Origin of the sequence: Chryseobacterium culicis (assembly GCF_900108365.1) — a bacterium.
Taxonomy (GTDB): Bacteria; Bacteroidota; Bacteroidia; order Flavobacteriales; family Weeksellaceae; genus Chryseobacterium; species Chryseobacterium culicis.
Genome location: NZ_FNWQ01000003.1, coordinates 38818 through 62481, shown reverse-complemented (window position 1 = coordinate 62481; position 23664 = coordinate 38818). Strand labels below are relative to the sequence as shown.

General features: G+C 36.9%; 22 protein-coding genes. 17 read left to right on the top strand and 5 right to left on the bottom strand.

Going from position 1 to position 23664, the window contains the following annotated elements; genetic code table 11:
- Position 1 precedes the first annotated feature (1 nt).
- Positions 2-436, bottom strand: coding sequence for a hypothetical protein (locus BLW74_RS11960; protein WP_089692679.1), 435 nt, complete (start codon positions 434-436; stop codon positions 2-4).
- A gap of 436 nt (positions 437-872) precedes the next feature.
- Between BLW74_RS11960 and BLW74_RS11955 the strand changes: the two genes are divergently transcribed.
- The 7 genes from BLW74_RS11955 to BLW74_RS11925 all read left to right on the top strand — a co-directional run bounded on the left by BLW74_RS11955 (position 873) and on the right by BLW74_RS11925 (position 7312).
- Complete coding sequence (locus BLW74_RS11955) at positions 873-1505, top strand: response regulator transcription factor (RefSeq protein ID WP_089692678.1); 633 nt, start codon at positions 873-875, stop codon at positions 1503-1505.
- 3 nt (positions 1506-1508) lie between these two features.
- Entirely contained in the window at positions 1509-2462 is a 954-nt protein-coding gene (locus BLW74_RS11950) for a hypothetical protein (protein WP_089692677.1), read from the top strand.
- A 2-nt stretch (positions 2463-2464) separates the two neighbouring features.
- Positions 2465-3106: a hypothetical protein gene (locus BLW74_RS11945; protein WP_139265736.1), complete on the top strand. Its 642-nt coding sequence runs from the start codon at positions 2465-2467 to the stop codon at positions 3104-3106.
- A complete protein-coding gene (locus BLW74_RS11940) occupies positions 3103-3891 on the top strand; it encodes a sensor histidine kinase (RefSeq protein WP_089692675.1) in 789 nt (262 codons plus the stop codon). Before BLW74_RS11945 ends, BLW74_RS11940 begins: the two co-directional genes overlap by 4 nt.
- A 245-nt stretch (positions 3892-4136) precedes the next feature.
- Complete coding sequence (gene eno, locus BLW74_RS11935) at positions 4137-5429, top strand: phosphopyruvate hydratase (RefSeq protein WP_089692674.1); 1293 nt, start codon at positions 4137-4139, stop codon at positions 5427-5429.
- 86 nt (positions 5430-5515) lie between these two features.
- Positions 5516-6802 (top strand): citrate synthase, encoded by a 1287-nt coding sequence (locus BLW74_RS11930; RefSeq protein WP_089692673.1) that lies wholly within the window; start codon positions 5516-5518, stop codon positions 6800-6802.
- A gap of 141 nt (positions 6803-6943) precedes the next feature.
- A complete protein-coding gene (locus BLW74_RS11925) occupies positions 6944-7312 on the top strand; it encodes a winged helix-turn-helix transcriptional regulator (RefSeq protein ID WP_089692672.1) in 369 nt (122 codons plus the stop codon).
- Positions 7313-7388: 76 nt separating this feature from the next.
- On the opposite strand, the gene BLW74_RS22450 is transcribed toward BLW74_RS11925, so the two are convergent.
- Entirely contained in the window at positions 7389-7553 is a 165-nt protein-coding gene (locus BLW74_RS22450; protein ID WP_164723324.1) for a hypothetical protein, read from the bottom strand.
- A 281-nt stretch (positions 7554-7834) separates the two neighbouring features.
- On the opposite strand from BLW74_RS22450, the gene BLW74_RS11920 reads away from it, so the two are divergent.
- From BLW74_RS11920 to BLW74_RS11875, 10 genes are all read left to right on the top strand, one after another.
- A complete protein-coding gene (locus tag BLW74_RS11920; protein WP_089692671.1) occupies positions 7835-8749 on the top strand; it encodes a dimethylarginine dimethylaminohydrolase family protein in 915 nt (304 codons plus the stop codon).
- An 83-nt stretch (positions 8750-8832) separates the two neighbouring features.
- Positions 8833-9756: a citrulline utilization hydrolase CtlX gene (gene ctlX, locus BLW74_RS11915; RefSeq protein ID WP_089692670.1), complete on the top strand. Its 924-nt coding sequence runs from the start codon at positions 8833-8835 to the stop codon at positions 9754-9756.
- A 21-nt stretch (positions 9757-9777) separates the two neighbouring features.
- Positions 9778-10137, top strand: a complete 360-nt coding sequence (locus tag BLW74_RS11910; RefSeq protein ID WP_089692669.1) for an S-adenosylmethionine decarboxylase family protein — start codon at positions 9778-9780, stop codon at positions 10135-10137.
- Between the two features lie 3 nt (positions 10138-10140).
- Positions 10141-11601, top strand: a complete 1461-nt coding sequence (locus BLW74_RS11905) for a DUF4178 domain-containing protein (protein WP_089692668.1) — start codon at positions 10141-10143, stop codon at positions 11599-11601.
- On the top strand, positions 11601-11792 hold the full coding sequence (locus BLW74_RS11900; RefSeq protein ID WP_227413276.1) for a hypothetical protein: 192 nt from the start codon (positions 11601-11603) through the stop codon (positions 11790-11792). Before BLW74_RS11905 ends, BLW74_RS11900 begins: the two co-directional genes overlap by 1 nt.
- A gap of 12 nt (positions 11793-11804) precedes the next feature.
- Positions 11805-12020: a DUF350 domain-containing protein gene (locus tag BLW74_RS11895; protein WP_045491052.1), complete on the top strand. Its 216-nt coding sequence runs from the start codon at positions 11805-11807 to the stop codon at positions 12018-12020.
- Positions 12013-13527: a polyamine aminopropyltransferase gene (locus BLW74_RS11890; RefSeq protein ID WP_089692667.1), complete on the top strand. Its 1515-nt coding sequence runs from the start codon at positions 12013-12015 to the stop codon at positions 13525-13527. The genes BLW74_RS11895 and BLW74_RS11890 overlap by 8 nt, the downstream gene beginning before the upstream one ends.
- A gap of 37 nt (positions 13528-13564) precedes the next feature.
- The gene (locus tag BLW74_RS11885; protein WP_228424881.1) at positions 13565-15094 is read left to right on the top strand and encodes an NAD(P)/FAD-dependent oxidoreductase; all 1530 of its coding nucleotides are present in this window, start codon (positions 13565-13567) and stop codon (positions 15092-15094) included.
- A 4-nt stretch (positions 15095-15098) separates the two neighbouring features.
- The gene (locus BLW74_RS11880) at positions 15099-16124 is read left to right on the top strand and encodes a hypothetical protein (protein WP_089692665.1); all 1026 of its coding nucleotides are present in this window, start codon (positions 15099-15101) and stop codon (positions 16122-16124) included.
- Between the two features lie 28 nt (positions 16125-16152).
- Entirely contained in the window at positions 16153-17907 is a 1755-nt protein-coding gene (locus BLW74_RS11875; protein WP_089692664.1) for a discoidin domain-containing protein, read from the top strand.
- A gap of 47 nt (positions 17908-17954) precedes the next feature.
- Here the strand turns inward: BLW74_RS11875 and BLW74_RS11870 are convergent, their stop codons facing one another.
- The 3 genes from BLW74_RS11870 to BLW74_RS11860 all read right to left on the bottom strand — a co-directional run bounded on the left by BLW74_RS11870 (position 17955) and on the right by BLW74_RS11860 (position 23460).
- Positions 17955-18821 carry an alpha/beta hydrolase gene (locus BLW74_RS11870; protein ID WP_089692663.1) on the bottom strand — a complete coding sequence of 289 codons (867 nt, stop codon included), beginning with the start codon at positions 18819-18821 and terminating at the stop codon, positions 17955-17957.
- 81 nt (positions 18822-18902) lie between these two features.
- On the bottom strand, positions 18903-21155 hold the full coding sequence (locus BLW74_RS11865; protein WP_089692662.1) for a TonB-dependent receptor domain-containing protein: 2253 nt from the start codon (positions 21153-21155) through the stop codon (positions 18903-18905).
- A 43-nt stretch (positions 21156-21198) separates the two neighbouring features.
- Positions 21199-23460, bottom strand: coding sequence for an outer membrane beta-barrel family protein (locus BLW74_RS11860; RefSeq protein ID WP_089692661.1), 2262 nt, complete (start codon positions 23458-23460; stop codon positions 21199-21201).
- Positions 23461-23664: the final 204 nt, after the last annotated feature.

Genomic DNA, 23664 nt, shown 5'->3' with positions numbered 1-23664 from the left:
TTTAAATCTTGGTTCTTTTCAATTCAATCACATTATTGCCTTGTTCCAGGTGAAGGCTGTCTCCTTTTACCCTTGCCGTCATATCATCTTTTTTGTAAATAGTTTCGTCACCTTTTGTTTCAGTCTTTGGTAGTGTAAATGTTTTTTTGTTGCTGGTGATAGCTACGGTATTTTCTTTCGGGTCGTTTTTGAAGACGACTTTTACTAATGTTCCGTCTGTAGCCTTATAAACAAAATCTGTTTTCTCAGTTTTCTGTCCATTAATATCTACTGATGAAGAGCTTTGTGTCACTGAATCTATTTTTCCGTTATTATCAGTAACTACAGTTTCAGAACTTTCTGTTTTGATAACGCTTTTGTTGCCGCTTTCATTTTTTTTACAGCTCACAGCTGTCAGTGCAAGTACAGCACCAAGTGCCAGAAGACTTTTTTTCATGATTATATTATTTGATAATTATTATGATTTTACCCTTTTAATTTGCAAAAATCATGCCCGCAAGATGATAAATTTCTTGCAATTTTGAAATAGAAATATTGTGTTTTTGCTTACATAAAATGGCCTTGTGAAAAAGCACTTTCATTGTGATCTCCTTATTTGCTGTGCTTCCAAATTTGTATCTGAGTTGTATTGTAAGAATGAATTTTCCTGAATAAAAATCTGATTCTACAAATGAAATTATTATTTATTCATATATTTCTTATTTATGTTGATATTAATTTAAATTAATCTTGATTTGTAAATGAAAAATTGATTAAATTTAAGAAAACTAAAAAACTCAACCATAATGAAAAACTCACCTCTCAATAGTACACAAACGTGTAATTGATTTCAATGTGTTTTCTGTTGAAATTTGCTGCAAACAAACAATGTCATGAGCATTTCCATCGCCATAGTAGAAGATGAAAGAAACTACAACAATGCGTTGAAGAAGGTCATCAATTACCAACAGGATATGAAGGTAATTGCTCAGTTCTTTGATGGGAGTGATGCCATGCAAAATCTGCCCGATATTTCTCCGGATGTTGTTATGATGGATATCCAGCTGCAGGATATGCTGGGTATAGAAATTATAGAGAAGCTGCGAAAAGAAATGCCCGATACACAATTCATCATGTGTACCAGCTTTGAGGATGATGAGAAGATCTTTAATTCTTTAAAAGCCGGTGCCATGGGGTATCTCGTGAAAGGAGAAAGTATGGATAAAATTCTTTCGTCCATCCGTGATGTTTACAGTGGTGGAGCTCCTATGAGTTTTTCTATTGCCCGAAGGGTTCTCAAACATTTTGAACGAAATCTCACCGAAATCAAAGGCTTCGATGAGCTTACAGAACGGGAAAAGGAAGTACTCGAGCTTCTTTCTGAAGGGCTTCTTTACAAAGAAATAGCCGATAAAAAATGTATCAGTATTGATACCGTTAAAAAACATGTTGGCAATATCTACAGAAAACTCCACGTCAACAATAAAGTGGAGGCCATCAATAAGTTTAACCATTTTAAAAACTAAGACATGAAAAAACTTAATTTTTTATTTTTCTTTTCCGTTTTCATTTTTATGTTGGAATGTAAAAAAGATAATCATACCATAAACAATCATAAAATGAAAATAATGAGTGATACAATAAAATACTCCGCGGATGCAAAAGGGAATAGACTTTCAGGCATTATAACAGTTCAAAAGAAAGGAGGGCCTAAAATATTCACTGCTGATCAACTCGATAGCTATCTGGCAGGAGAGTTTCTGTTTCACGCGGAAAAAGGAGTTTTAACGAAGTTGAAAAAGAATTCAGGTGAAAAGAAATATTTTGATACATATGATGTTGCTGTTTCAACTTTTAAAACATTATATGAAAATAAACATGATGAAAGTGTCGGTCTCAAACTTTGCTTTTTTGAATTAGATAAGGATTATGGTTTAATAAATGTTCCATCTCCTTATAAAAATTTCTTATATATGATAGCAGTGCCTGTTGATACAGACGGATTGCCGGTAGGTAGTGATAATAAATATGTAATTTTTAACTTATCAAAAGATTTTGATATGAACAAATCTAAAATACAGGATGAAGAATATGACAGATTAGCATCGTCCTTTAATGATAAAGGCAGCGAAATTTATGTGGCTCTGAAAGATTATTACTCCCGAAAGGGCAAAGGGAATACCACTTCTGTTTTTTATTCTTGGGGAGACATACGAGATAACATCAATAAGTTCTGCGATACTAATAAATACGATAATATTAAATTTAGATTAGCAGAAGTAATAGGAATAAATTCAATTAGATATTATATAGATCGTAATCCTCAGCTCAAACTTGATGAAGATAAATACGAATTTGCTTATACCGGAAGAGAAAAGCAATTGACTATAATAGGTGAATTTTATTTAATGAAAAGTTCAAACGGAGTTAAGCAGTCAGTAAGTTCAAATACTTATTTCGATATGGGCTCATTATATCCATAAAAATGCTCATTCAGATTATCTACATATCAATACTCTTTATAGATACTGTAAAGTCGATGGTTTTAGCCGGGAAGAAAGGTCTTTCCGGCCAAAACTATTTGGCAGTATACTTATTCGTATCGTTGTGCCTTGAGCTTTACGGGCATTATAAAATATACATTCAGGAATTTGATTTTGCCTATTTATTCAATTACTACAGTATTTTTCTGCTGGTATTCTTTAACAGATACTACGCAAAACTATTTCCCCGGCAGCTCAAGGCGATCTTCCAGTATATTCTTATTACCATACTTGCCTATATTGCTCTGTTTGTAAAATTTTACAGCGGAAACTATGACAATACTCTGGGAATATTAGTTTGCTTTTACTTTATCATTAATGCGCTTGTCTGGTTTTACACCAGGCTGAAAAACTTTGATGAAATAAAAATTTTTGATGACCCGCACTTCTGGGTTTCCTGTGGACTGCTTTTTTGGAGTATATTTTTTATTTTCAGATCCATCCCCATGTTTTTTCTTCAGGACAATGATCCTGAATTTCTGCAAATTCTAAAAACCATGCAGTACTGCGTTAATATCATTATGTATGGAATGTTCTATATTGCTTTAAGGAAATTCGAAATAGCAGAAAATAATACAGCATGAAACAGTTGCCGGATACTATAAGATTGGCTTATATTATTGCAGTAATTCTGTTAATAACTTTTGTTGTTTTCATTGTTTTTATTGTTGTTCTGTATAATAAAAGGCAGCTGTTTTTTATCCAACAGCAACAGCTCAAAGAAGCCGAGCATCAGAATCAGCTCCTTCAGAAAGAACTCGAAAAACAGAAGATTCTGGAGCAAGAGCGGGAACGTATTTCTCACGATATGCATGATGACCTTGGGGCAGGAATTTCTGCACTGAAACTTCAGGCAGAATTTCTAATGCAAAAAGCATCAGATGATGATCTGCAAAATGATATTGATGAACTTCTCAAAACTTCAGAAGAAATGAATATTTCAATGCGGGAAATGCTTTGGAACCTGAATTCAGGAAATGATACGCTTGGAAGTTTCGTGGATTATTCCATTGTATACACCGGGAATTTTTTAAAGAAAACAAAAATCATCATGCAGTCTGAAGGTGCAAATATCATTGCCGAAACCCCAATTTCTACCGAAATGAGGCGCAATCTCTTTCTCTGTTTAAAAGAAGCGGTGAACAACGCGTATAAACACAGCCATGCTGATATCCTGAAGCTCTCATTTTCACAGGAAGGAAATAGCTTTTCAATGAAAATATCCGACAACGGAACCGGAATTCAGAAAAAACAGCCGGAAGGAAACGGTCTCCGAAATATGAAAAGAAGAATGAGCGAGCTGTCCGGCCAATGTACAATCTTATCCGGAAATCCAGGTACCACTCTTATATTCAAAATAATACTCTAGAAATTGTAAAAAAATATATAGTTTTGATATTTTAGGCTTAAAATTTATTTAAAACTCATTTTATAAGTATAGTTTTTTCACCATTATTTACTCTTTGCAAATCCATGATCTTCTGCCGGAAAATTGTGGAATTATCATAATATAAATTAACTAAAATTTAACTTGGATTTATCTCAAAAAAATCCCTTGAAATACCATTGAAAGTTAAATTTTGATTAAATTTGTCTAAACTAAAAAAATAAAAAATGAGTGCAATTTCTTACATAGAAGCAAGACAGATTTTAGATTCCAGAGGAAACCCTACCATCGAAGTAGATGTATTTACAGAAAGCGGAGCTATGGGCCGTGCTGCTGTACCTTCAGGAGCGTCTACAGGAGAACACGAAGCAGTAGAATTACGTGACGGTGGTTCAGAATACCAGGGAAAAGGAGTTCTGAAAGCTGTTGAAAATGTAAAAGAAGTAATTGCAGAGCATTTAGTAGGACAGCCGGTTTTCGAACAAAACTATATTGATCAGATTATGATTGATCTTGACGGAACGCCTAACAAAGGAAATCTTGGTGCTAATGCTATTCTTGGTGTTTCTTTGGCAGTAGCCAGAGCTGCAGCTGCAGAATTGGGAATGCCTCTATACAAATATGTAGGAGGTGTTAATGCAAACACACTTCCTGTTCCGATGATGAATGTTATTAATGGCGGATCTCACTCAGATGCTCCTATTGCATTCCAGGAATTCATGATTATGCCGGTAAAAGCAGATTCTTTCTCTCATGCATTGAGAAAAGGAACTGAAATTTTCCACAACCTGAAATCTATCCTTCATTCAAGAGGTTTATCTACTGCTGTAGGTGACGAAGGTGGTTTTGCTCCAACTTTCAAAGGAACTGAAGATGCTTTGGATACTTTACTTCAGGCTATTGAAAAAGCAGGCTATAAGCCAGGCGACGACATTATGTTAGCGCTTGACTGTGCCGCTTCAGAATTCTATAAAGACGGAATCTATGATTACAGAAAATTCCAGACTCCGGATGCAGCTCAGTTTTCTAGCAGCGAGCAGGTTTCTTACTTAGCTGAACTGGCTGCAAAATACCCAATCATTTCTATTGAAGACGGTATGCAGGAAAATGACTGGGAAGGTTGGAAAATGTTAACAGATAAAATTGGTGACAAAGTACAGCTGGTAGGAGATGATTTATTTGTAACCAATGTAGAAAGACTATCCAGAGGAGTAAAAGAAAATATTGCCAACTCTATTCTTGTAAAAGTAAACCAGATCGGTTCTCTTTCTGAAACAATGGCTGCTGTACAAATGGCTCAGAATAATAAATTCACCTCTGTAATGTCTCACAGATCAGGAGAAACCGAAGATTCTACAATTGCTGATTTAGCGGTAGCAATGAACTGTGGACAGATCAAAACTGGTTCAGCTTCAAGATCAGACAGAATGGCAAAATACAACCAGCTGTTAAGAATTGAGGAAGCACTTGGCGAAACTGCAATTTTTCCCGGGTTGGAAGCTTTTAAAATCAAAAGATAATTAATCGAATTTATAAATAACGGCAAGCGAAATTTTTAGTTTGCCGTATTTTATGGAAAGTGGTATATTTAAAAAAAAAATAAATAATGTCAGACAACAAAGTAATATTGAATTACGCAGGTAATTCATATGAATATCCAATCGTGGATAGTACTATCGGAGACAGAGGGATTGATATTTCAAAATTAAGAGACCAGACAGGTTTAATCACTCTGGATTTAGGTTACAAAAATACAGGAGCTACTATTAGCGACATCACTTACTTAGACGGAGATAAAGGAGAATTATTCTACAGAGGTTATCCAATCGAACAGATTGCTGAGAAATCTAACTTTACTGAAGTAATGTATCTTTTATTACATGGAGAATTACCTACTCAGGATCAGTTTACTTCATTCGACAATAATATCAAAAAATATAACTTCATCGCAGACGAAATGAAAAAAATCATTGATGTTTTTCCTCGTTCTGCTCACCCTATGGGAGTTTTATCTTCTTTAACTTCTGCTTTGACAGCTTTCAACCCGAAGGCAGTGAACGTAAACTCTAAAGAAGAAATGGATCATGCTGCAGAGCTTATGATCGCGAAGTTCTCTCACCTTTGTGCATGGACTTACAGAAAAACCCAAGGTTTACCATTAAATCACGGGGATAACAACCTGAACTACGTAGAGAACTTCTACAAAATGGCATTCAGACTACCAAACGCTGACTTCGAAATTGATCCGGTAGTAGTAAATGCTTTGGATAAATTATTAATCCTTCACGCAGACCACGAACAAAACTGTTCTACTTCTACAGTAAGAATGGTAGGTTCTGCTCATACAGGTCTTTTTGCTTCTATCTCTGCAGGGGTATCTGCACTTTGGGGTCCTCTTCACGGAGGTGCGAACCAGGCTGTAATCGAAATGCTTGAATTGATCGAAAAAGATGGTGGTGACGTATCTAAATATGTTGCTAAGGCTAAAGATAAGAATGACAGCTTCCGTCTGATGGGATTCGGACACAGAGTGTATAAAAACTTTGACCCGAGAGCAAAAATCATCAAAAAAGCGGCTGACGATATCCTTACTGCACTTGGTATTCAGGATAAAGCTCTTGACATTGCAATGCAGTTAGAAAGAGTAGCACTTGAAGATGAGTACTTCATCGAAAGAAAACTATATCCAAACGTAGATTTCTATTCAGGAATTATCTACAGAGCGTTAGGAATCCCTACAGAAATGTTTACTGTAATGTTTGCATTGGGAAGACTTCCGGGATGGATTTCTCAGTGGAAAGAAATGAGACTGAAAGGAGACCCAATCGGAAGACCAAGACAGGTGTACCAAGGTGCTCAGCAAAGAAACTACATCGACATTGCAAGCAGATAATATTTGCTTATACCATAAAAGAATCCCAAAGCGCGCTTTGGGATTCTTTATTTTTTATACTTGGTAAGGGCAGTCAGTAATACATTAAGCTGTCTTTGATCTGGCAATTGCAGTATCATTTCAATGTGTTACATTTGTCTTATGTATGAAAGAAAAATTCCACCCAATCTGAACTGCGGACTCGATCTGATCGCTGAAGTGTTGTATGGCAAATGGAAAATCCGTTTGCTCTGGTTTATTAATGAAGGCCATCAAAGGCCCAGTGAACTGCAGCGAAAAATTCCTGATGCTACCCGGAGAGTACTGAATATACAGCTGAAAGAGCTCGAAGAACATGAGCTTGTTACCAGGAAAATTTATCCTGTTGTACCTCCAAAAGTAGAATACAGGCTTACAGAATTCGGAAAGACATTAATTCCCGTGATTGCTGTCTTAGGAAAGTGGGGAGATGATCATGAAGACCATTTAAGGACATTAATTCTGAAAAGATTAAAAAATGGGGAAGAATAGCTGATACCGCTTTGGCTGAACAAAATCGAGCGAAATAAGAAAACCTGCACAGAATGCAGGTTTTCTTATTTTTTTATTAAGGGCATACACAATTACCGCATGTCCAGATGATACAGTTGCCATCCGTGTCCCATTCGCAGCAGTATCTTGGTCTTGTAGGACCGATTCCGCCTGTTACTGATTTTTGTTGCTCTCTGCCTAGTTTTTGTGCATGTTTCAGCACTTTAATGTTCTTGTTCATGATTTTGTTGTTTTGATGTTAATAGTTAAGGTTTTAAAATGTATAATTTCGCGAAAATTATATCACTAATATATGAATTTAAATTGTAAAATGAGCGGATTTTTTATTCTTATCGGAATGTAACATAGTGAGTTGTAGATGATGAGGCTAGGATAATATGTCTTTTTGTTCAAAAATGGTAGAAAACAATTTCGGATACAATCAAATTTAATGCATAAAATAATCCAAAAGTTTTACAGGTAGAGACCTTTACTTATATTTGTACTATTGCATAAATCTTTATGAGACTAAATATTAAAAACGAAACGGGGAGGCTGAAGTCAGTAGTTCTAGGCCAGCCTAATTCACTGGGACCAGTTCCCACACTAGAGGAAAGTTATGATGCAAAGTCATACTACTCAATTGAACACAACATTTATCCTAAAGAAGAGGATATCATCAGTGAGATGAACGCTTTTGAAGCGGTTTTAAAAAAATATGACGTTGAAGTACTGCGTCCCAGTATCATCAAAGACTATAATCAGGTTTTTTCAAGAGATGTCGCGTTTGTAATAGATGACAAGATGATCATTTCTAATGTCATTGCAGACAGAGCAGATGAGCAGGAAGCCTACAAAAACGTTTTTGAAAAAGTAGCATGGAGAAAGATCATTAACCTTCCGGAAACGGCACATATTGAAGGAGGAGATGTGATTGTATGGAATGACTTTCTTTTTATAGGAACATGTTTCAGTGAAGATTACAGAAACTATAAAACCGCAAGAACGAATGAATATGCCATCGAAATCTTAAAAGAATATTTTCCAAAGAAAAGGATTATTGATCTGGAGCTGAAGAAAAATGATAAAGTGCCATTTGAAGGAATTCTTCATTTGGATTGTACCTTCAATCCGGTGGGAGAAGACAAATGTATTATTTATAAAAACGGATTTGTGGATGAAAGTGACTACCGTTTAATCATTGATATTTTCGGAGAAGAAAACTGTTTCCACATCAATGATGAAGAAATGTTTGAAATGTTCCCTAATATTTTCTCTATTTCTCCTGAAGTAGTGGTTTCAGACAAAGCATTTACAAGAATGAACAACCACCTGAGAAATGAGTGGGGAATGACGGTAGAAGAAATTCCTTACAGAGAAATATCCAAAATGGGAGGCCTGCTGAGATGCTCTACAATGCCGCTGGTTAGGGAGTAATTGAGTGGGAGAGTTTTTGGGTTTGAGAGTGGAAGTAGGGTACTATTTCAATCTTTAATCTTTTAATTTTTAAATCAAAAAAAATGCAGACAACAGATACCGTATTAATGATAGAGCCGATTGCATTCGGTTACAACGCTGAGACAGCGAAAAACAATTACTTTCAGGTGGAACAGACAGGGTCTGACATCCAGTCAAAAGCGTTGGCTGAGTTCAACACTTTTGTCGGAAAGCTGAGAGAAAAAGGAATCAATGTGATCACCATAAAAGATACATTGGATCCCCATACTCCGGATTCTATCTTCCCCAACAACTGGGTAAGCTTCCACAAAGACGGAAAAGTGGTTTTATATCCTATGTTCGCTTCCAACAGAAGAGTGGAAAGAAGGGAAGATATTATTGAAACCATTGAAGCCAATGGATTTGAAGTAGCTGAAATTGATGACTGGTCATTTTCTGAAACCCAGGGTCATTTTCTGGAAGGAACAGGAAGCATGATCTTCGACCACGATCATAAAATTGCTTACGGCTCGGTTTCTTTGAGGCTTGACGAAAAACTGTTCAGAGAATTCTGTGCTAAATTCGGATTTACACCGGTTGTTTTCCATTCATTCCAGACGGTAGGAACGGAAAGACTTCCCATTTATCACACCAATGTCATGATGTGTGTGGCAGATCAGTTCGTAGTAATTTGTCTTGACTGTATTGATGATGAGCTGGAAAGAGAAAAAGTAATAGAAACCATTAAAGGTTCCGGAAAAGAAATCATTGAAATTTCAGAAGAACAGATGCAGCAGTTTGCAGGAAATATGCTTCAGGTTCAAAATAAAGAGGGTGAGAAATTCCTTGTGATGAGCCAGACGGCTTACCAGTCTTTATCTCCGGAACAGGTATCAGCTATTGAAAAATACTGCGAAATTATCTATTCAGACCTTAATACCATTGAAGTAAATGGTGGAGGAAGCGCAAGATGTATGCTTGCTGAAGTTTTTCTTCCAAAAAAATAATATATTTACCAAAAAAATTAATTGAACCCATTATCAAGTAAAGGTTTACATATTCTTCTGACTTTGGAAACAGAGTCAGAAGATTTGTTATTAGACAGCAAAAGTTTTCTGGCGTTTACAGAAGAAATCCTGAAAACAAAAGAGGTGGAAATTGTAGGAGTAACCAATCATATTTTTGAAAATGACAGTTTTACTTCCGCAGTGATTCTGAAAGAATCTCACCTTTGCATTCATACATGGCCGGAATTTAAGCAGCTTACTTTTGATGTTTTTCTTTATAATTATACTCAGGACAATACCGAAAAAGTAGAGCAGATTGCAGATGAGGTGGTTCAGTATTTTAAAGCTAATACCATTCAGAAACACAAAATTTACAGATAAAAAATGCATTACGTCTGCCCGGCATGCGGCTCAGAAAATAAACTAGACCTTACTTTTCCCGTTGAGGAATATGTTTGTGGTACCTGCTCTCACCTCATTGATGTGGAGAGAAATAAGCCAAGCAAACATTTGAAAGTGCCCACAGAAAACGTTGCTTTAGACGTTGGACAGAAGGGGAAAATTGAAGGAGTGGAATATACAGTAGTCGCAATTATTGTTAAGAAATACGGAAACAGTATTTTCTGGCGTGAATATTCTTTAAAAGACAGCAAAGGAAATGACGCTTTCCTGAGTGAAAGCGACGGCCATTGGGTTTTTATAACCTCCATGCATCCTGATGATTTTAAAAATAAAAATTCAAAATTGCCCACCTATCTCGGAAGAACCTATCGCTGGTACGAAAATACACCATGCACCATTGATGCGGCAGCCGGTTTTTTTGATGAACACCTGGATTTCGGTATCGCTACCTACAAAGAATATGTCAACGGAACCCGTATGATCTCTCAGGAGAAGACGGGCAGGAAAAGCGAGTACTTCTATGGAGTACATATTTCGAAATACGAAGTCAAAAGAGCTTTTAAAATAGCTCATATGCCTTATTATACAGGAGTTGGGATCGTTCAGCCTTATTACTTTGATATGAAACAGGCTTTGAACATCTTTTGTGTGGCAGCATTAATGATATGTCTGCTTCAGCTCTATGTTTATACTTCAAGAACCAACGCAACCGTTTTTGAGCAGTCGGTCAACTTTGCTGATGTGAAAGATAAAGAACTGGTCAGCAAAAGTTTTACTCTTTCCGGAGGCTCAGCGCCATTGAAGGTAAATGCTTTTTCAGCAGTGGACAATTCATGGGCGAATGTTCAGCTAAGTCTTGTGAATGAAAATACGAACGAAATAGTATATACTTCAAAAGATATCGAACAGTATCACGGTTATGAAGATGGTGAAAGCTGGTCAGAAGGAAATCAGTCTGAGGAATTCAACCTTTGTGGGGTAAGTTCCGGAAAATATCATTTTCTTATTTCAGCCGAAAAAGAAGGTTCTTTATTGCCTGCATTTTCAGGCCTTCAGTCACCAGACTCAAAAATATTGATCTCAAGGGATAAATCCGGCATTCTGGACGTGACCGATATCTATAAAGCACAATCTACCACTTTCATAGACGGAAAGACGTTGGAAAAAGATACAACAGAATTGGGTAAACTGGTGAAAGCATCATTTGGAACCTCAAAAATAGACTCTCTGATCAATGTTGAAGGGCAGAGGCTTACAACAGATATTATTGAATCCAATAACGAGTTAAAGCTTAAGGCAACCTGGCTTCCCGTTTCATTCTGGAACTTCGGAGTGATCTTATTTATAATGATTATTCTGTTTGTAGCAATGCTCATGGGCAGACATGCCTTTAATGTGAAAAAATGGAAGAATAGTTCAAACACCCCTTATTCCACCTCATAATGAACACTATTTTACATTACATAAGACAACATTGGAAACTCTGCCTGATCGGAGGATTTTTCATGACCTGGTTTGTATATCTTACGTATCAGGGAAATCAGGTGTGCGACTGTGCCAAAACGGAAACGTACCGCGACGGAACGACAAGAAGCCACTCCAGAGTAGGATTCTACAGATATTATCACAAATAAAAAAATAAAACTATGGACAACATCAATTTCTTACCCATATTGAATTCGGTTCTGTACTCATTCCTGGGAATCGCAATTCTGCTTGTATGCTATTTCATCATCGAAAAGCTTACTCCGGAAAAAACATGGCATGAGATTGCTCAGAACAAAAACATAGCACTGGCTATCGTATTCGGAGCATTTATTATCGGAATTTCAATGATTATAAGCGCGGCAATTCATGGATAAGAAGAGGATTCCTCTTGAGCTGCTTTTATTGTTTTCAGTATTTGTCATTGCTACCTGTGGACTGATTTATGAGCTGGTGGCGGGAGCTCTGGCGAGCTATCTTTTAGGAGACTCTGTAAAGCAGTTTTCTTTCATTATCGGGGTCTATCTCTTTTCAATGGGAGTAGGTTCCTATCTTGCGAAATTCATCAAAGGAAATCTTATTGACAAATTCATTGAGATCGAAATCCTTGTAGGGATTGTAGGCGGAATCAGCTCAGTGGTGCTGTTTATTTTATTCAATACACTCGCGCACTTTGAAAGTGTGCTATATCTCTTTGTCTTTTTCACGGGCTGTCTTGTGGGAGTGGAGATTCCACTTCTGATGAACATCCTGAAAGACAGGGTGCAGTTTAAGGATTTGGTTTCAAATGTCTTCGCCTTTGATTACATCGGAGCTTTATTGGCGTCTATCCTTTTTCCATTGGTTTTAATTCCGAAATTAGGAATTGTAAAGACACCTCTTTTTTTTGGGTTGATTAATATCTCTATTGCGATATTTCTCTGCTATTATCTTACCAAAGAATTATCAAAACCTTTATCACTCAAAGTAAAATCTATTGCAGCATTTACATTCTTGCTGGGACTTTTCTTTTTCTCAGATATGATTCTGTCTTATTCAGAAGAAAAACTGTATGGAGAAAATGTGGTTTATACCAAGAGCTCACCCTATCAGAGAATCGTTTTAACAAGAAATACCCATGAATTTCGATTATATCTGAATAACAACTTACAGTTTTCATCCACCGATGAATACCGTTATCATGAAGCTTTAGTACATCCTGCAATGTCAATGGCCAAACATATTGATAATATTCTGATTCTGGGAGGAGGTGATGGCTTTGCAGCCAGAGAAGTACTGAAATATAAAGATGTTAAAAAAGTAACCCTTGTAGATCTTGATGGTGAAATGACCCAGTTTTTCAAAACCAATGAAACCATGCGCAGACTCAATCAAAGCTCTTTTTCTGATCCTAAAATGGAAGTCATTAATAAAGACGCTTATATTTGGGTTAAAGGCAGCAAAAAGAAGTTTGATGTCATCATCATTGATTTTCCGGATCCGTCCAACTACAGCTTGGGAAAACTATATTCCCTGCAGTTTTACAAAGAACTGGAGAAGCTTACAACCCTTGATACAAAAATTGTGGTTCAGACCACTTCTCCGTATTTTGCCCCGAAATCTTTCTGGTGCATCGAAAAAACCATCAATCAGATTTTTCCTTTCACAGCAGCCTATCACACCTATGTGCCGTCTTTTGGAGAATGGGGATTTTCTATGGCTTCTTTTGAACCTGTCAACAATAGAATCTACAGGAAGCTTCCCGGCTTGAAATACTATGATTACAACTTTTCGCAGATGGCTTATTTTAATAAGGATATGAAAGTGAAAGACGTAGAAGTTAACCGTCTGGATAACCAGATATTAGTCCGTTATTTCGATGAAGAGTGGGGGAAAGTACAGTAGAAAGGATTTTCTTAAAACGATAATTTTAGGTAGCCTGATGTTTCCCTTTTTGCAGTATTGCGGAAAGAAAGCAAAATCATTACTGCTTAAGATTACAGGAACTGATCATATTCTTGGTCATAAGTTGTGGGCAAAAGATTTTCCACAATGTTCAGAAGTTATCCACACAAAATATCTTATTGTGGGTGGTGGGATTTCCGGACTTTCGGCATGCCGGTTCTTCAGTCAGAATAATGAAGAGAATTACCTTCTCCTTGAAATGGAAAAGCACCTGGGAGGAAATTCTTCCAACGGGCAAAATGCATTTTCAAAATTTCCTTTAGGTGCACATTATTTACCGCTGCCTAATAAAGAAAATGTAGAAATTATAGACTTCCTGAAAGAGTGCAAAATCTGTCTTGGAACTGAGGATAACGGTGAGCCTGTTCTTGATGAATACCAAATGACTTTTCCACAGCAGGAAAGACTATTCTATAAAAATTCATGGCAGAATGATATTGTGCCTCAAAGAGGAATTTCAGCACCAATACAGCAGGAGCTTAACCGCTTTTTTAAGTTGATGGATGAATTCCGTGTAAAGAAAGATCCACAGGGAAAATATTGGTTCGCCATTCCTGTGCAGGATTCAAGCCGTGAAGATGAGGTTTTACAGCTTGAGAAAATCATTTTCAAAGACTGGCTCAAAGAAAATAACTTCCACTCCGAAGAACTGCTCTGGCTGCTGGATTACTCCTGCAGGGATGATTTTGGATTAGGAATAAATTATGTTTCGGCATGGGCGGGAATTCATTATTTTGCCGGAAGAAAAAACAACTGGAGCACGAAATACAAAGATCAGGTATTCACCTGGCCGGAAGGCAATGCAAGGCTGGCAAAACATTTTTCAAAATATACAGAAGGAAAACATATGCCCGAAAACTTAGTTTTTGATGTAAAAATTAATGATAAAGTTGAGGTGTTGAGTTTTGATAATGCCCAAAAGAAGACTAAAAAGATCATTGCAGATAAAGTACTGTTTGCAACCCCTCAATTTGTAAATGAAAGAATTTTTAATCATAAAAATGCTTCATCATTTCATTATGTGCCTTGGCTTTTAACAACCATTACGCTAAAGAATGAGTTTGGAGGAGATGAAGAGCTGGCCTGGGATAATGTGATCTACGGCTCTTCCGGATTAGGGTATATCTTTGACCAGCATCAGAATCTTAACCAGATTATAGGCGAAAAAGTAATTACCCACTATAAAAGTTTTTCAACGGCAGACTGCAGAAAAGCAAGAAAAAAGCTCTACGCCATGAAAGATGCTGAACTGAAAGATTTAGTTTTAAATGATCTGAAGAAAGCCCATCCTCTGATAGAAGACTTCGTCCTGGAAATGCAGTTTCACAAAATAGGACATGCCATGATTGCTCCCGTTCCTGATCAGATTTTTGGCGAAGAAACCGGAATCGCAAAAGAACCTATTGAAGGTAAAATTTTCTTTGCCCATTCCGATCTTTCAGGAATATCTATTTTTGAAGAAGCTTTTTATCAGGGAATCCGGACTGCAGAACAAATGATAAAATAATACAATGAAACAGCCGTGGATACATAACGCAAAAACAGACTGGTGGTTTATTCTATCGCCACCTTTTCTGGTATTGCTGATTATTTTTCTTTTTCAGAACCAGATTCAGGGGCTGGAAAATCACTATTCGTTTTATACATGGCTTTTCCTCATTGTTTTTGTGGACGTGGCTCATGTGTATTCCACCCTGTTTAAAACCTATTTTGTAAAGGGAGAAGTACAGAAAAATAAATTACTTTATCTGGGAATTCCCGTGGTAAGCTGGCTATTGGGAATGATTCTGTTTCAATTCGGAAGTCTTACATTCTGGTCGGTACTGGCACTGGTAGCCGTTTTTCATTTTATACGCCAGCAGTATGGCTTTATGAGGATTTATGCCCGCTTTGAACCGAATAGCTGGAGCAAAAAAATAGATGAAATCGCGGTGTACGCTGCAACCATTTACCCTATGCTTTATTGGTTTAAAACACCCCGTGCCTTTACATGGTTTGTCAGCAATGAATTTGATTGGTTTAAAAATCTTCCCAACTATATTCCTCTGATTACGATTGCATATGTTACAATTCTGATCATTTGGCTTTTTAAAACTGTTTTCGAAGTTTTTAAAACAAAAACTATGAATATTCCCAAAACCACACTGATCAGCGGAACTTTTCTTTCCTGGTATTTTGGAATCGTATACTTTAACAATGATCTTTTATTTACTTTGCTAAATGTGATTTCTCACGGAATTCCTTATATCGCATTGATTTACATCCGGGAAATACAGCAAAAAGAAAACAGTCAGCTGAATGGAATGCAGATATTTAAATCTTTTTCAGGAATATTTTTATTTATAGGGGTGATCTTATTTTTTGCCTTTTTAGAAGAATTTTTATGGGAAACGTTGGTGTGGAATGAACATTTTTCCCTTAATGTCGTTGTTTCAGAAAAATTATTTCAATTCCTGGTTCCGTTACTGGTGGTTCCGCAGCTTACTCACTATCTGCTTGATGGCTTTATTTGGAGAAAACCAAAAAAAGTTAGTTAACTTTGCTCCTAATCTTTAAAATCTAAAAATGAGACAATATTTTCTGTTACTGGCAGTTTTGCTGGGAATGATGGTGGGGGCTCAGCAGAAAACCTTCTGCAATCCCATTAATATTGATTATGGTTATACTCCTTTCGAAGTTTTTTCAAAACAGGGAAAACACCGTGCTACGGCAGATCCGGTAATTGTTAATTTTAAGAATAAACTCTTTCTTTTTTCCACCAATCAGGAAGGATACTGGTACAGTGATGATATGCTGGACTGGAAGTTTGTGAAAAGAAAATTTTTAAGAGATAATAAATATACCCATGATCTAAATGCTCCGGCGGTATGGGCTATGAAAGACACTCTGTACGTTTATGGTTCTACATGGGAGCAGGATTTCCCGATCTGGAAAAGCACAAACCCAACGAAAGACGACTGGAAGATTGCAGTAGATACATTGAAAGTAGGAGCATGGGATCCGGCATTCCACTACGATGAAGATAAAAATAAGCTTTATCTGTACTGGGGATCAAGTAATGAATGGCCATTACTGGGAACAGAAGTAAAAGTAAAAAATCTTCAGTCTGAAGGTTTCGTAAAGCCTATTATTAAATTAAAACCAGAAGACCACGGATGGGAACGTTTCGGGGAATACAATGACAATGTTTTCCTTCAGCCTTTTGTGGAAGGGGCATGGATGACGAAGCATAACGGCAAGTATTATATGCAGTACGGTGCTCCGGCAACGGAATTCAGCGGATATTCTGATGGCGTGTATGTCAGTAAAAATCCTTTGGAAGGCTTCGAATACCAGCAGCATAATCCATTCTCCTATAAACCGGGAGGTTTTGCCAGAGGAGCGGGGCATGGAGCTACGTTTGAAGACAATTATAAAAACTGGTGGCACATTTCCACCATCTTTATTTCTACCAAAAATAACTTTGAAAGAAGACTGGGAATCTGGCCTGCCGGCTTTGATAAAGACGATGTAATGTACTGTAATACGGCTTATGGAGATTACCCGACATATCTTCCGCAGTATGCACAGGGAAAGGATTTTTCAAAAGGTCTTTTTGCCGGATGGATGCTGCTGAATTACAATAAACCTGTTCAGGTTTCATCTACCTTAGGCGGTTATCAGCCCAATAATGCGGTAGATGAAGATATCAAAACCTATTGGAGTGCCAAAACCGGAAATGCAGGAGAGTGGTTCCAGACAGATCTTGGTGAAGTTTCTACCATTAATGCTATTCAGATTAATTATGCGGATCAGGACGCTGAGTTCATGGGAAAAACCCTTGGTAAAATGCATCAGTATAAAATCTATGGCTCCAACGATGGAAAGAAATGGAGTGTGATGGTAGACAAAAGCAAAAATACAAAGGATGTCCCTCACGATTATGTTGAGCTTGAAAAGCCAGCTAAAGCCCGTTTTCTTAAAATGGAAAATCTTAAAATGCCAACAGGAAAATTTGCTTTAAGCGGTTTCAGAGTGTTTGGAAAAGGAGCAGGGAAGCAGCCTGCAAAAGTGGAAGGTTTTGTACCATTAAGAGCAGATCCGAAAAAATACGGCGAAAGAAGAAGCATCTGGATGAAGTGGCAGCAGAATCCTGACGCAGACGGATATGTAATCTATTTCGGAAAAACTCCTGATAAATTGTACGGAAGCATCATGGTGTATGGAAAAAATGAATATTTCTTTACGGGAGCAGACCGAACGGATACGTACTATTTTCAGATTGAAGCTTTTAATGCTAGTGGCGTTTCAGAAAGAACTGCTGTTGCAAAATCAGAATAGTACATGTACAATATAAGGGATAACACGTTTTGAGAAATCAGAACGTGTTATTTTTTATCCGTTTTTTTATTCTTAAGAAATGCTTCTATTTTATCAATAAGAAACTGATCATGTGGATGTTTATCCCAATCCAGGTGCCCGCCATTGAAAAGATAAGACTCATGAAATACCTGGTTTCTAGTTAAAACTGAATCTAAGATTTTTCCTTGTGTAGAAGGGATAACACGATCCGAATTTCCATAATAAGATAAAGTAGGAGGAGAGCTTTGGCCAATCCATCTGACAGGGCTGGCAAAATCTATTCTGGATGTTCCCGGTTTCGGAATGCGAGGATCTACAAGCCTTCTCTCAACAAAAGAATATTCCTGATAATTTTTAAAACCAGGATCAGAGAGGTCAGCCGGACCCACAATATTGATGACCGCTTTTACTTTTTTATCTGTGTCAAACTGATAGGCATATAACATAGACAAATGACCGCCGGCACTGTTTCCTGATAGAATCAGATCAGGGCTGTAACCCAGTTTCTTTTTCATGAAGTCAATCACTTTTTTAATATCATCTGTCTGGTTCGGAAGGCCGAATTGATGTCCTGAAGCCAGTCTGTAATTCATATTCACGAAAATATGATCAGGAAATCTCTGCATCATGGAAAGCGTGAAAAAAGTAAGCTGAGACTTATCCCCGCCACGCCATCCGCCACCGTGTATCATAATAAAAACATCTTTTTTCTTTGTAGGGTTTGCACAGGGAATATAGAGGTCCATGATCTGTTCGGAAGTATTTCCATAATGAACATTTTCCTCTTTATCAAAGCTGATATTATTGCCCAGCTCTATCTTCTTTTCTGTACAGCTTGCCCATAAAAAGACTATGCTGATAAAAAGCAAAAGAATTTTAATACTTTTTTTCATAGTGATTAAATATAAAAAATCCGCTGAAAAGAATCAGCGGATACCGTAAGAATAATTGAATATGAAGAAAGATAATTCTCTTTATCTCGTTCTGCTTTTAATAGCATCTGATGCGCCTTCGATGTCTCTTACCTTTTTCACCTTCTGATTACCGAAATTGTAAGTAAGACTTACCGTTAAGCTTCTGTTGTACCGGTTCTGGTGGATGTAATTGTAATTTCCGTTATCCTGAAAATCTTCAATTTTGACGATGTTGGTATTTAAAACGTCATTGACATTCACGGCAAATGTCCAGTCGTTCCACATTTTCTTAAGGCTGAGGTCTAAGCTCATTAAACCTTTCAGAAGCCCAAGTTCGATCTGCTGCTTGTCTACGAAGAAATAATTAATCCCGAAGAACCACGTTTTCTTTTTGTCAAGGCGGATCGTGTTATTGGTCTGAATCAGAAGACTGGTAGAATTGGTTTTGTTGGTATAAACAATATCTTTTCCTTCCAGATTTCTGAACCGGTCTCCTGTAGTGGGATCCACATCAAGACTTCCGTTGTTGATATTATGCTGAACCCCGATATTGAAGTTCGTTGTCCAGTATTGTTTAAAGAATGATTTCTGAATTCCTACCATGGCAGACATCTCCTGTTTGTTTCCAAAATTGGTTCTGATGTATCTCAATACAGGATTGGCGCCCACGGTACCATCAGGTGATACAGGATATCCCTGCAGTGGAACCTGAGTGATAGCATCTTTAATATAAGAATGGTTTACAATCAGGAAATAGGAGTTTTTAAACATGTACGTAAGTTCCTGGTTATACGTAGAAGAAGCTTTTACAAAAGGGTTGTTCTGCGTGTAATTATCATCCGTTAATATATTTTTTACAGGATTGATCTCCCAGAAGCTGGGTCTTCTCATTCTGCTGGAAAAAGAGTAGGAAATATTATTTTTATCATTGATTGCGTAGTTGAAGCTCAGATAGGGAAGGAGATTGTTATAATTTCTCTCAATTCTTTTAAGAGCTTCAGTAGGCGCATTATCTGAAGTCCCCAAACTGTTGGTGATTTCATATCTGGCCCCGATTTTTCCGGAAATTTTATCTGAGAATTTCTTTTCTACGGTAAGATAAACGCCATAAATATTTTCATCGTAGATAAAATGGTTGGGCCTTGGATCCGGATTTTTTGTGGGATTAAAAAAATAGCTTATGTTTTTAGAATCGTTGTCTGTTTTGGTTTTGTTGTAATTTCCACCGATTGAAACGGTCAGATCATTTTTAAATTTCTGATTATAATCAACCATTCCCGAAAAGTTATTAATAATCTGAGGCAGATCCTGAAATACCTGTGTGGTCATATCACCTAATCCCATATTCAGATCAGACAAATACGTTCTGTTGTCGGTAAACTGGAATCTTTTGTAATTAAGATAAGCGGCATTTACATTAAGCTTACTGCCTAAAGAGTCTGTTTTTAGTTCATAATTTAAATTTACAGAATTATTGTAAGATCTGGAGTCTTCTTTATTTTTAGACCAGGTGTATTTTGTTCCGCCTTCTGTTTTGATGGTGTTGAAAAGATTAACTGTAGAATTATAGCTTTTATTCGCCCATGTATTCCAGGATAATGCCAGGTTACTTTTATCATTCAGCTGATAATCTATATTCAGATAACCACCGATATTTTTGTTAGGATCATCAATATCTCCCGTAGATTCATTAGACGTTTTAGCAGTTCCGTTTCTCAGTGTGTAGGTTTGTGCTTCAATATTCTCACCCCCGCTTAAACTGGCACTTATGCCTAACTTATCTTTTCTGTAATTGGCAGAGAAGCTTGCCTGGCTGCCATTGTATTTATTGGTGGTATTAGACATCCTCATATTTCCGTTGAGACCGTCACTCATTTTTTTCTTTAGAACGATGTTAATGATCCCATCAGAGGATTCTACCTGGTATTCACTTCCCGGAACCGTAATCACTTCTATTTTCTGGATGTTTTCTGCCGGGGTGTTTTTCAGAAACTGTGCCAGAGATTCAGAATCCATATTCGATTTTCTTCCGTTAATATAGATCAGGGCATTATTTTTTCCTGCAATTTTTAATGTCTTATCATCTGTTGAAGAGAGTAACGGAGTCTGCTTCAGCAGGTCAAAAGTAGTATTTCCCTTTGCTACAGGAGAAGCTGCTACATCATATACGAAACGGTCACTTTGTTTTTTGAAAACCTGTTTTGTAATGGTAACTCCTTCTATATTTTTTGTTTTTGCCGTATCAGATTTCTTTTCCTGAGCCAATGCGCAGGTACCGAAGATGATGGCCATTGACAAAATTATACGTTTCATGTCGTTTTATTTAAGAGTGGTTGAGTGATATAAGTTTTATAGATTAGGTTCTTGATTTTACAGCATCATTCGCTGATTTCATTTCCCTGGCTTTTTTCAGTTTCTGATTTCCAAAATTGTAAGTAACGCCGATGCTCACAAGCCTTGGATAATTGAAGTTGGCAATGTTATTATATTTTCCGTTGGGCTGTACACCTTCCACTCTGTAAAAGCTTTGGTTGAAAACATCGCTTACCTCTGCTAAAATTGTCCAGTCACCAATAATTTTCTTTACATTGAAATCAAAGCTTTGTCTTGCTTTTATCATACCTCCTTCCCTAGCAGTCTGGCTGGCAAAAAAGTAGTTAACACCTGCGAACCAGTCTTTTTTAGAAGAAAGCCTGATGACATTATTGAATGTAAGAGACATATTGTAGTTTTTAACATCAATAATGTAAGGTTCCACTACTTCAGTCTCTCCAGGAGCCGGCATAGAAGTTGGATCTTCCCAAACGCCTCCTTTGTAGGTTACATATCCTAAGTTGACCGAATAATTGGTTGTCCAGATTTCTTTGAACCATGATTTATTCATCCCCAGGGTCAACGCAAGCTCTCTGTTTTTTCCATAGTTGGTTCTGATATATCTTAAGAATCTTGTTGTTTCTGTAATAGCATTCCCACTGCCATCGTAGATGATATTTCCACTCGCATCTCTTTTAGGACCTGTTACCGTTCCCTGTAACGGAATCAGATCTGACGCTGCGGCATCTTCCACCATATTAAAGCTAAGATTGGCATAGAATGCATTTTTATACATATAGTTCAGCTCCTGATTATAGAATTTTGCTGCCAGTATAAAAGGGTTATTCTGCGTATAATTGGTAGGGGTAAAATACGTTCTGGATGGATTAAGTTCCCAGAACCTTGGTCTTCTGATTCTGCTGGAAAATGTGTAGCTCAGATTATGGTCTGAACTGATTGCATAATTTAAGTTCAGATAGGGCAGAAGATTGTTGTAATTTCTTTCAAATCCTGTTTTGTCCACAATATCTCCTGTACTTCTTGTCATTTCATAGCGTGCTCCTATTTTCCCGGAAATCTTTTCAGTTAGCTTTCTTTCATAATTAAGATAAATGCCAAGGATATTCTCTTTATAAATGAAATGATTGGTCTGAGTGGGATCTGTTACAAATTCCCCGTTTTTCAGCTTATCCTGCTGCGTATCATTATCTGTATTGGTATGGTTGTAGCTTACTCCCATTAACCACGTTGCCCCTTTAGCTGTCTTTTTCAGATAATCAATGTTGGCCGCATAATTATTGATGATTTGTGGTACAGACTGATGCAGGGCAGAATAATTATTGTCCGGATTAGTATCCAGCGGAAAACTTTCATTGAAACTCACCTTATCCCTGTTAAACCACAGATAAGAAACATTTGATGTAAGTTTACTGCCCAGAGAATCTGTTTTCATCTCATAATTCAGGTTAAATGAATGATTTCTCGTCTGTGCATCCTCATAATTAACTGTTCGGTTATTTAAAGCTCCGTTTTGCCAGTTGGTAATATCAAGCACTGAATTGAAACTTTTGTTATACCTCATGTTGTAAGATAATCCAATACTGTGTTTTTTATTGATCTCGTAATCTACATTGAAACCGCCGCCCAGCGTTTTATTAGGATCGTCATTAAATCCAAATGATTCATTTTTGAAAGTAGGATCTCCGTTAGAAAGCGTATATCGCTGCCTGTCTGTCCAGCTCCCTGTTCTGAAATTTGAGTTACCAGACCATTTGCCCTGTCTGAAATTAAAAGAGGCACCGGCGTTGGGATTGTTGTAATAAGCCTGCTCATTCTGCATCTTCAGGGTTCCGTTGTAACCGTTGTTTTTGCTTTTTTTCATTACAATATTAATGACTCCCTCTTTGGATTCAACCTGGAACTCACTTCCCGGAACTGTAATGACCTCAATTTTCTGTATATCCTCGGAAGGAGTAGACTTCAGCATTTCGATTAATGCTTCTGAGTCCATATTCGTTTTTTTATTGTTGATGTAAATGATCGCATCATTCTTTCCCAAAATCTTAAGCGTTTTTCCATCAATGCTTGAAATCATCGGAGTTTGCTTCAACAGGTTAAAGGTATTGGTTCCCTTAGCGATGGATGAAGATGCTACATCATATACCAAACGGTCACCCTGTTTTTTGAAAACCTGCTTCTTGATATTCACTGCATCAATAGCATTTACTTTCGTACTGTCCTTTTTCTGCTGAGCCGTTATAAGTCCACCGAAAAATAGCGCTGCAATTAGAATTTGAGTTTTCATGATATTATTTTTTAATTAATAGCTTGTATGGTTTGTTATTTTATATTGCAAAGATATATAATTAATTTAGTATTATGCAATACAAAGTACTTAAAAATATTTTTAAATAATTGTAAATTATTGATTTTCAGTTATTAAAAATTTGATTTAAATTATGAGTTCCCTTATCTCTCTGTACAATAAGACAACTGCAACATTAAAATT

Bases quoted from the DNA above. Each gene is read 5' to 3' on its own strand.
- BLW74_RS11960 (WP_089692679.1), bottom strand. From the start codon at position 436: ATGAAAAAAAGTCTTCTGGCACTTGGTGCTGTACTTGCACTGACAGCT.
- BLW74_RS11955 (WP_089692678.1), top strand. From the start codon at position 873: ATGAGCATTTCCATCGCCATAGTAGAAGATGAAAGAAACTACAACAAT.
- BLW74_RS11950 (WP_089692677.1), top strand. From the start codon at position 1,509: ATGAAAAAACTTAATTTTTTATTTTTCTTTTCCGTTTTCATTTTTATG.
- BLW74_RS11945 (WP_139265736.1), top strand. From the start codon at position 2,465: ATGCTCATTCAGATTATCTACATATCAATACTCTTTATAGATACTGTA.
- BLW74_RS11940 (WP_089692675.1), top strand. From the start codon at position 3,103: ATGAAACAGTTGCCGGATACTATAAGATTGGCTTATATTATTGCAGTA.
- eno (WP_089692674.1), top strand. From the start codon at position 4,137: ATGAGTGCAATTTCTTACATAGAAGCAAGACAGATTTTAGATTCCAGA.
- BLW74_RS11930 (WP_089692673.1), top strand. From the start codon at position 5,516: ATGTCAGACAACAAAGTAATATTGAATTACGCAGGTAATTCATATGAA.
- BLW74_RS11925 (WP_089692672.1), top strand. From the start codon at position 6,944: ATGTATGAAAGAAAAATTCCACCCAATCTGAACTGCGGACTCGATCTG.
- BLW74_RS22450 (WP_164723324.1), bottom strand. From the start codon at position 7,553: ATGAACAAGAACATTAAAGTGCTGAAACATGCACAAAAACTAGGCAGA.
- BLW74_RS11920 (WP_089692671.1), top strand. From the start codon at position 7,835: ATGAGACTAAATATTAAAAACGAAACGGGGAGGCTGAAGTCAGTAGTT.
- ctlX (WP_089692670.1), top strand. From the start codon at position 8,833: ATGCAGACAACAGATACCGTATTAATGATAGAGCCGATTGCATTCGGT.
- BLW74_RS11905 (WP_089692668.1), top strand. From the start codon at position 10,141: ATGCATTACGTCTGCCCGGCATGCGGCTCAGAAAATAAACTAGACCTT.
- BLW74_RS11900 (WP_227413276.1), top strand. From the start codon at position 11,601: ATGAACACTATTTTACATTACATAAGACAACATTGGAAACTCTGCCTG.
- BLW74_RS11895 (WP_045491052.1), top strand. From the start codon at position 11,805: ATGGACAACATCAATTTCTTACCCATATTGAATTCGGTTCTGTACTCA.
- BLW74_RS11890 (WP_089692667.1), top strand. From the start codon at position 12,013: ATGGATAAGAAGAGGATTCCTCTTGAGCTGCTTTTATTGTTTTCAGTA.
- BLW74_RS11885 (WP_228424881.1), top strand. From the start codon at position 13,565: ATGTTTCCCTTTTTGCAGTATTGCGGAAAGAAAGCAAAATCATTACTG.
- BLW74_RS11880 (WP_089692665.1), top strand. From the start codon at position 15,099: ATGAAACAGCCGTGGATACATAACGCAAAAACAGACTGGTGGTTTATT.
- BLW74_RS11875 (WP_089692664.1), top strand. From the start codon at position 16,153: ATGAGACAATATTTTCTGTTACTGGCAGTTTTGCTGGGAATGATGGTG.
- BLW74_RS11870 (WP_089692663.1), bottom strand. From the start codon at position 18,821: ATGAAAAAAAGTATTAAAATTCTTTTGCTTTTTATCAGCATAGTCTTT.
- BLW74_RS11865 (WP_089692662.1), bottom strand. From the start codon at position 21,155: ATGAAACGTATAATTTTGTCAATGGCCATCATCTTCGGTACCTGCGCA.
- BLW74_RS11860 (WP_089692661.1), bottom strand. From the start codon at position 23,460: ATGAAAACTCAAATTCTAATTGCAGCGCTATTTTTCGGTGGACTTATA.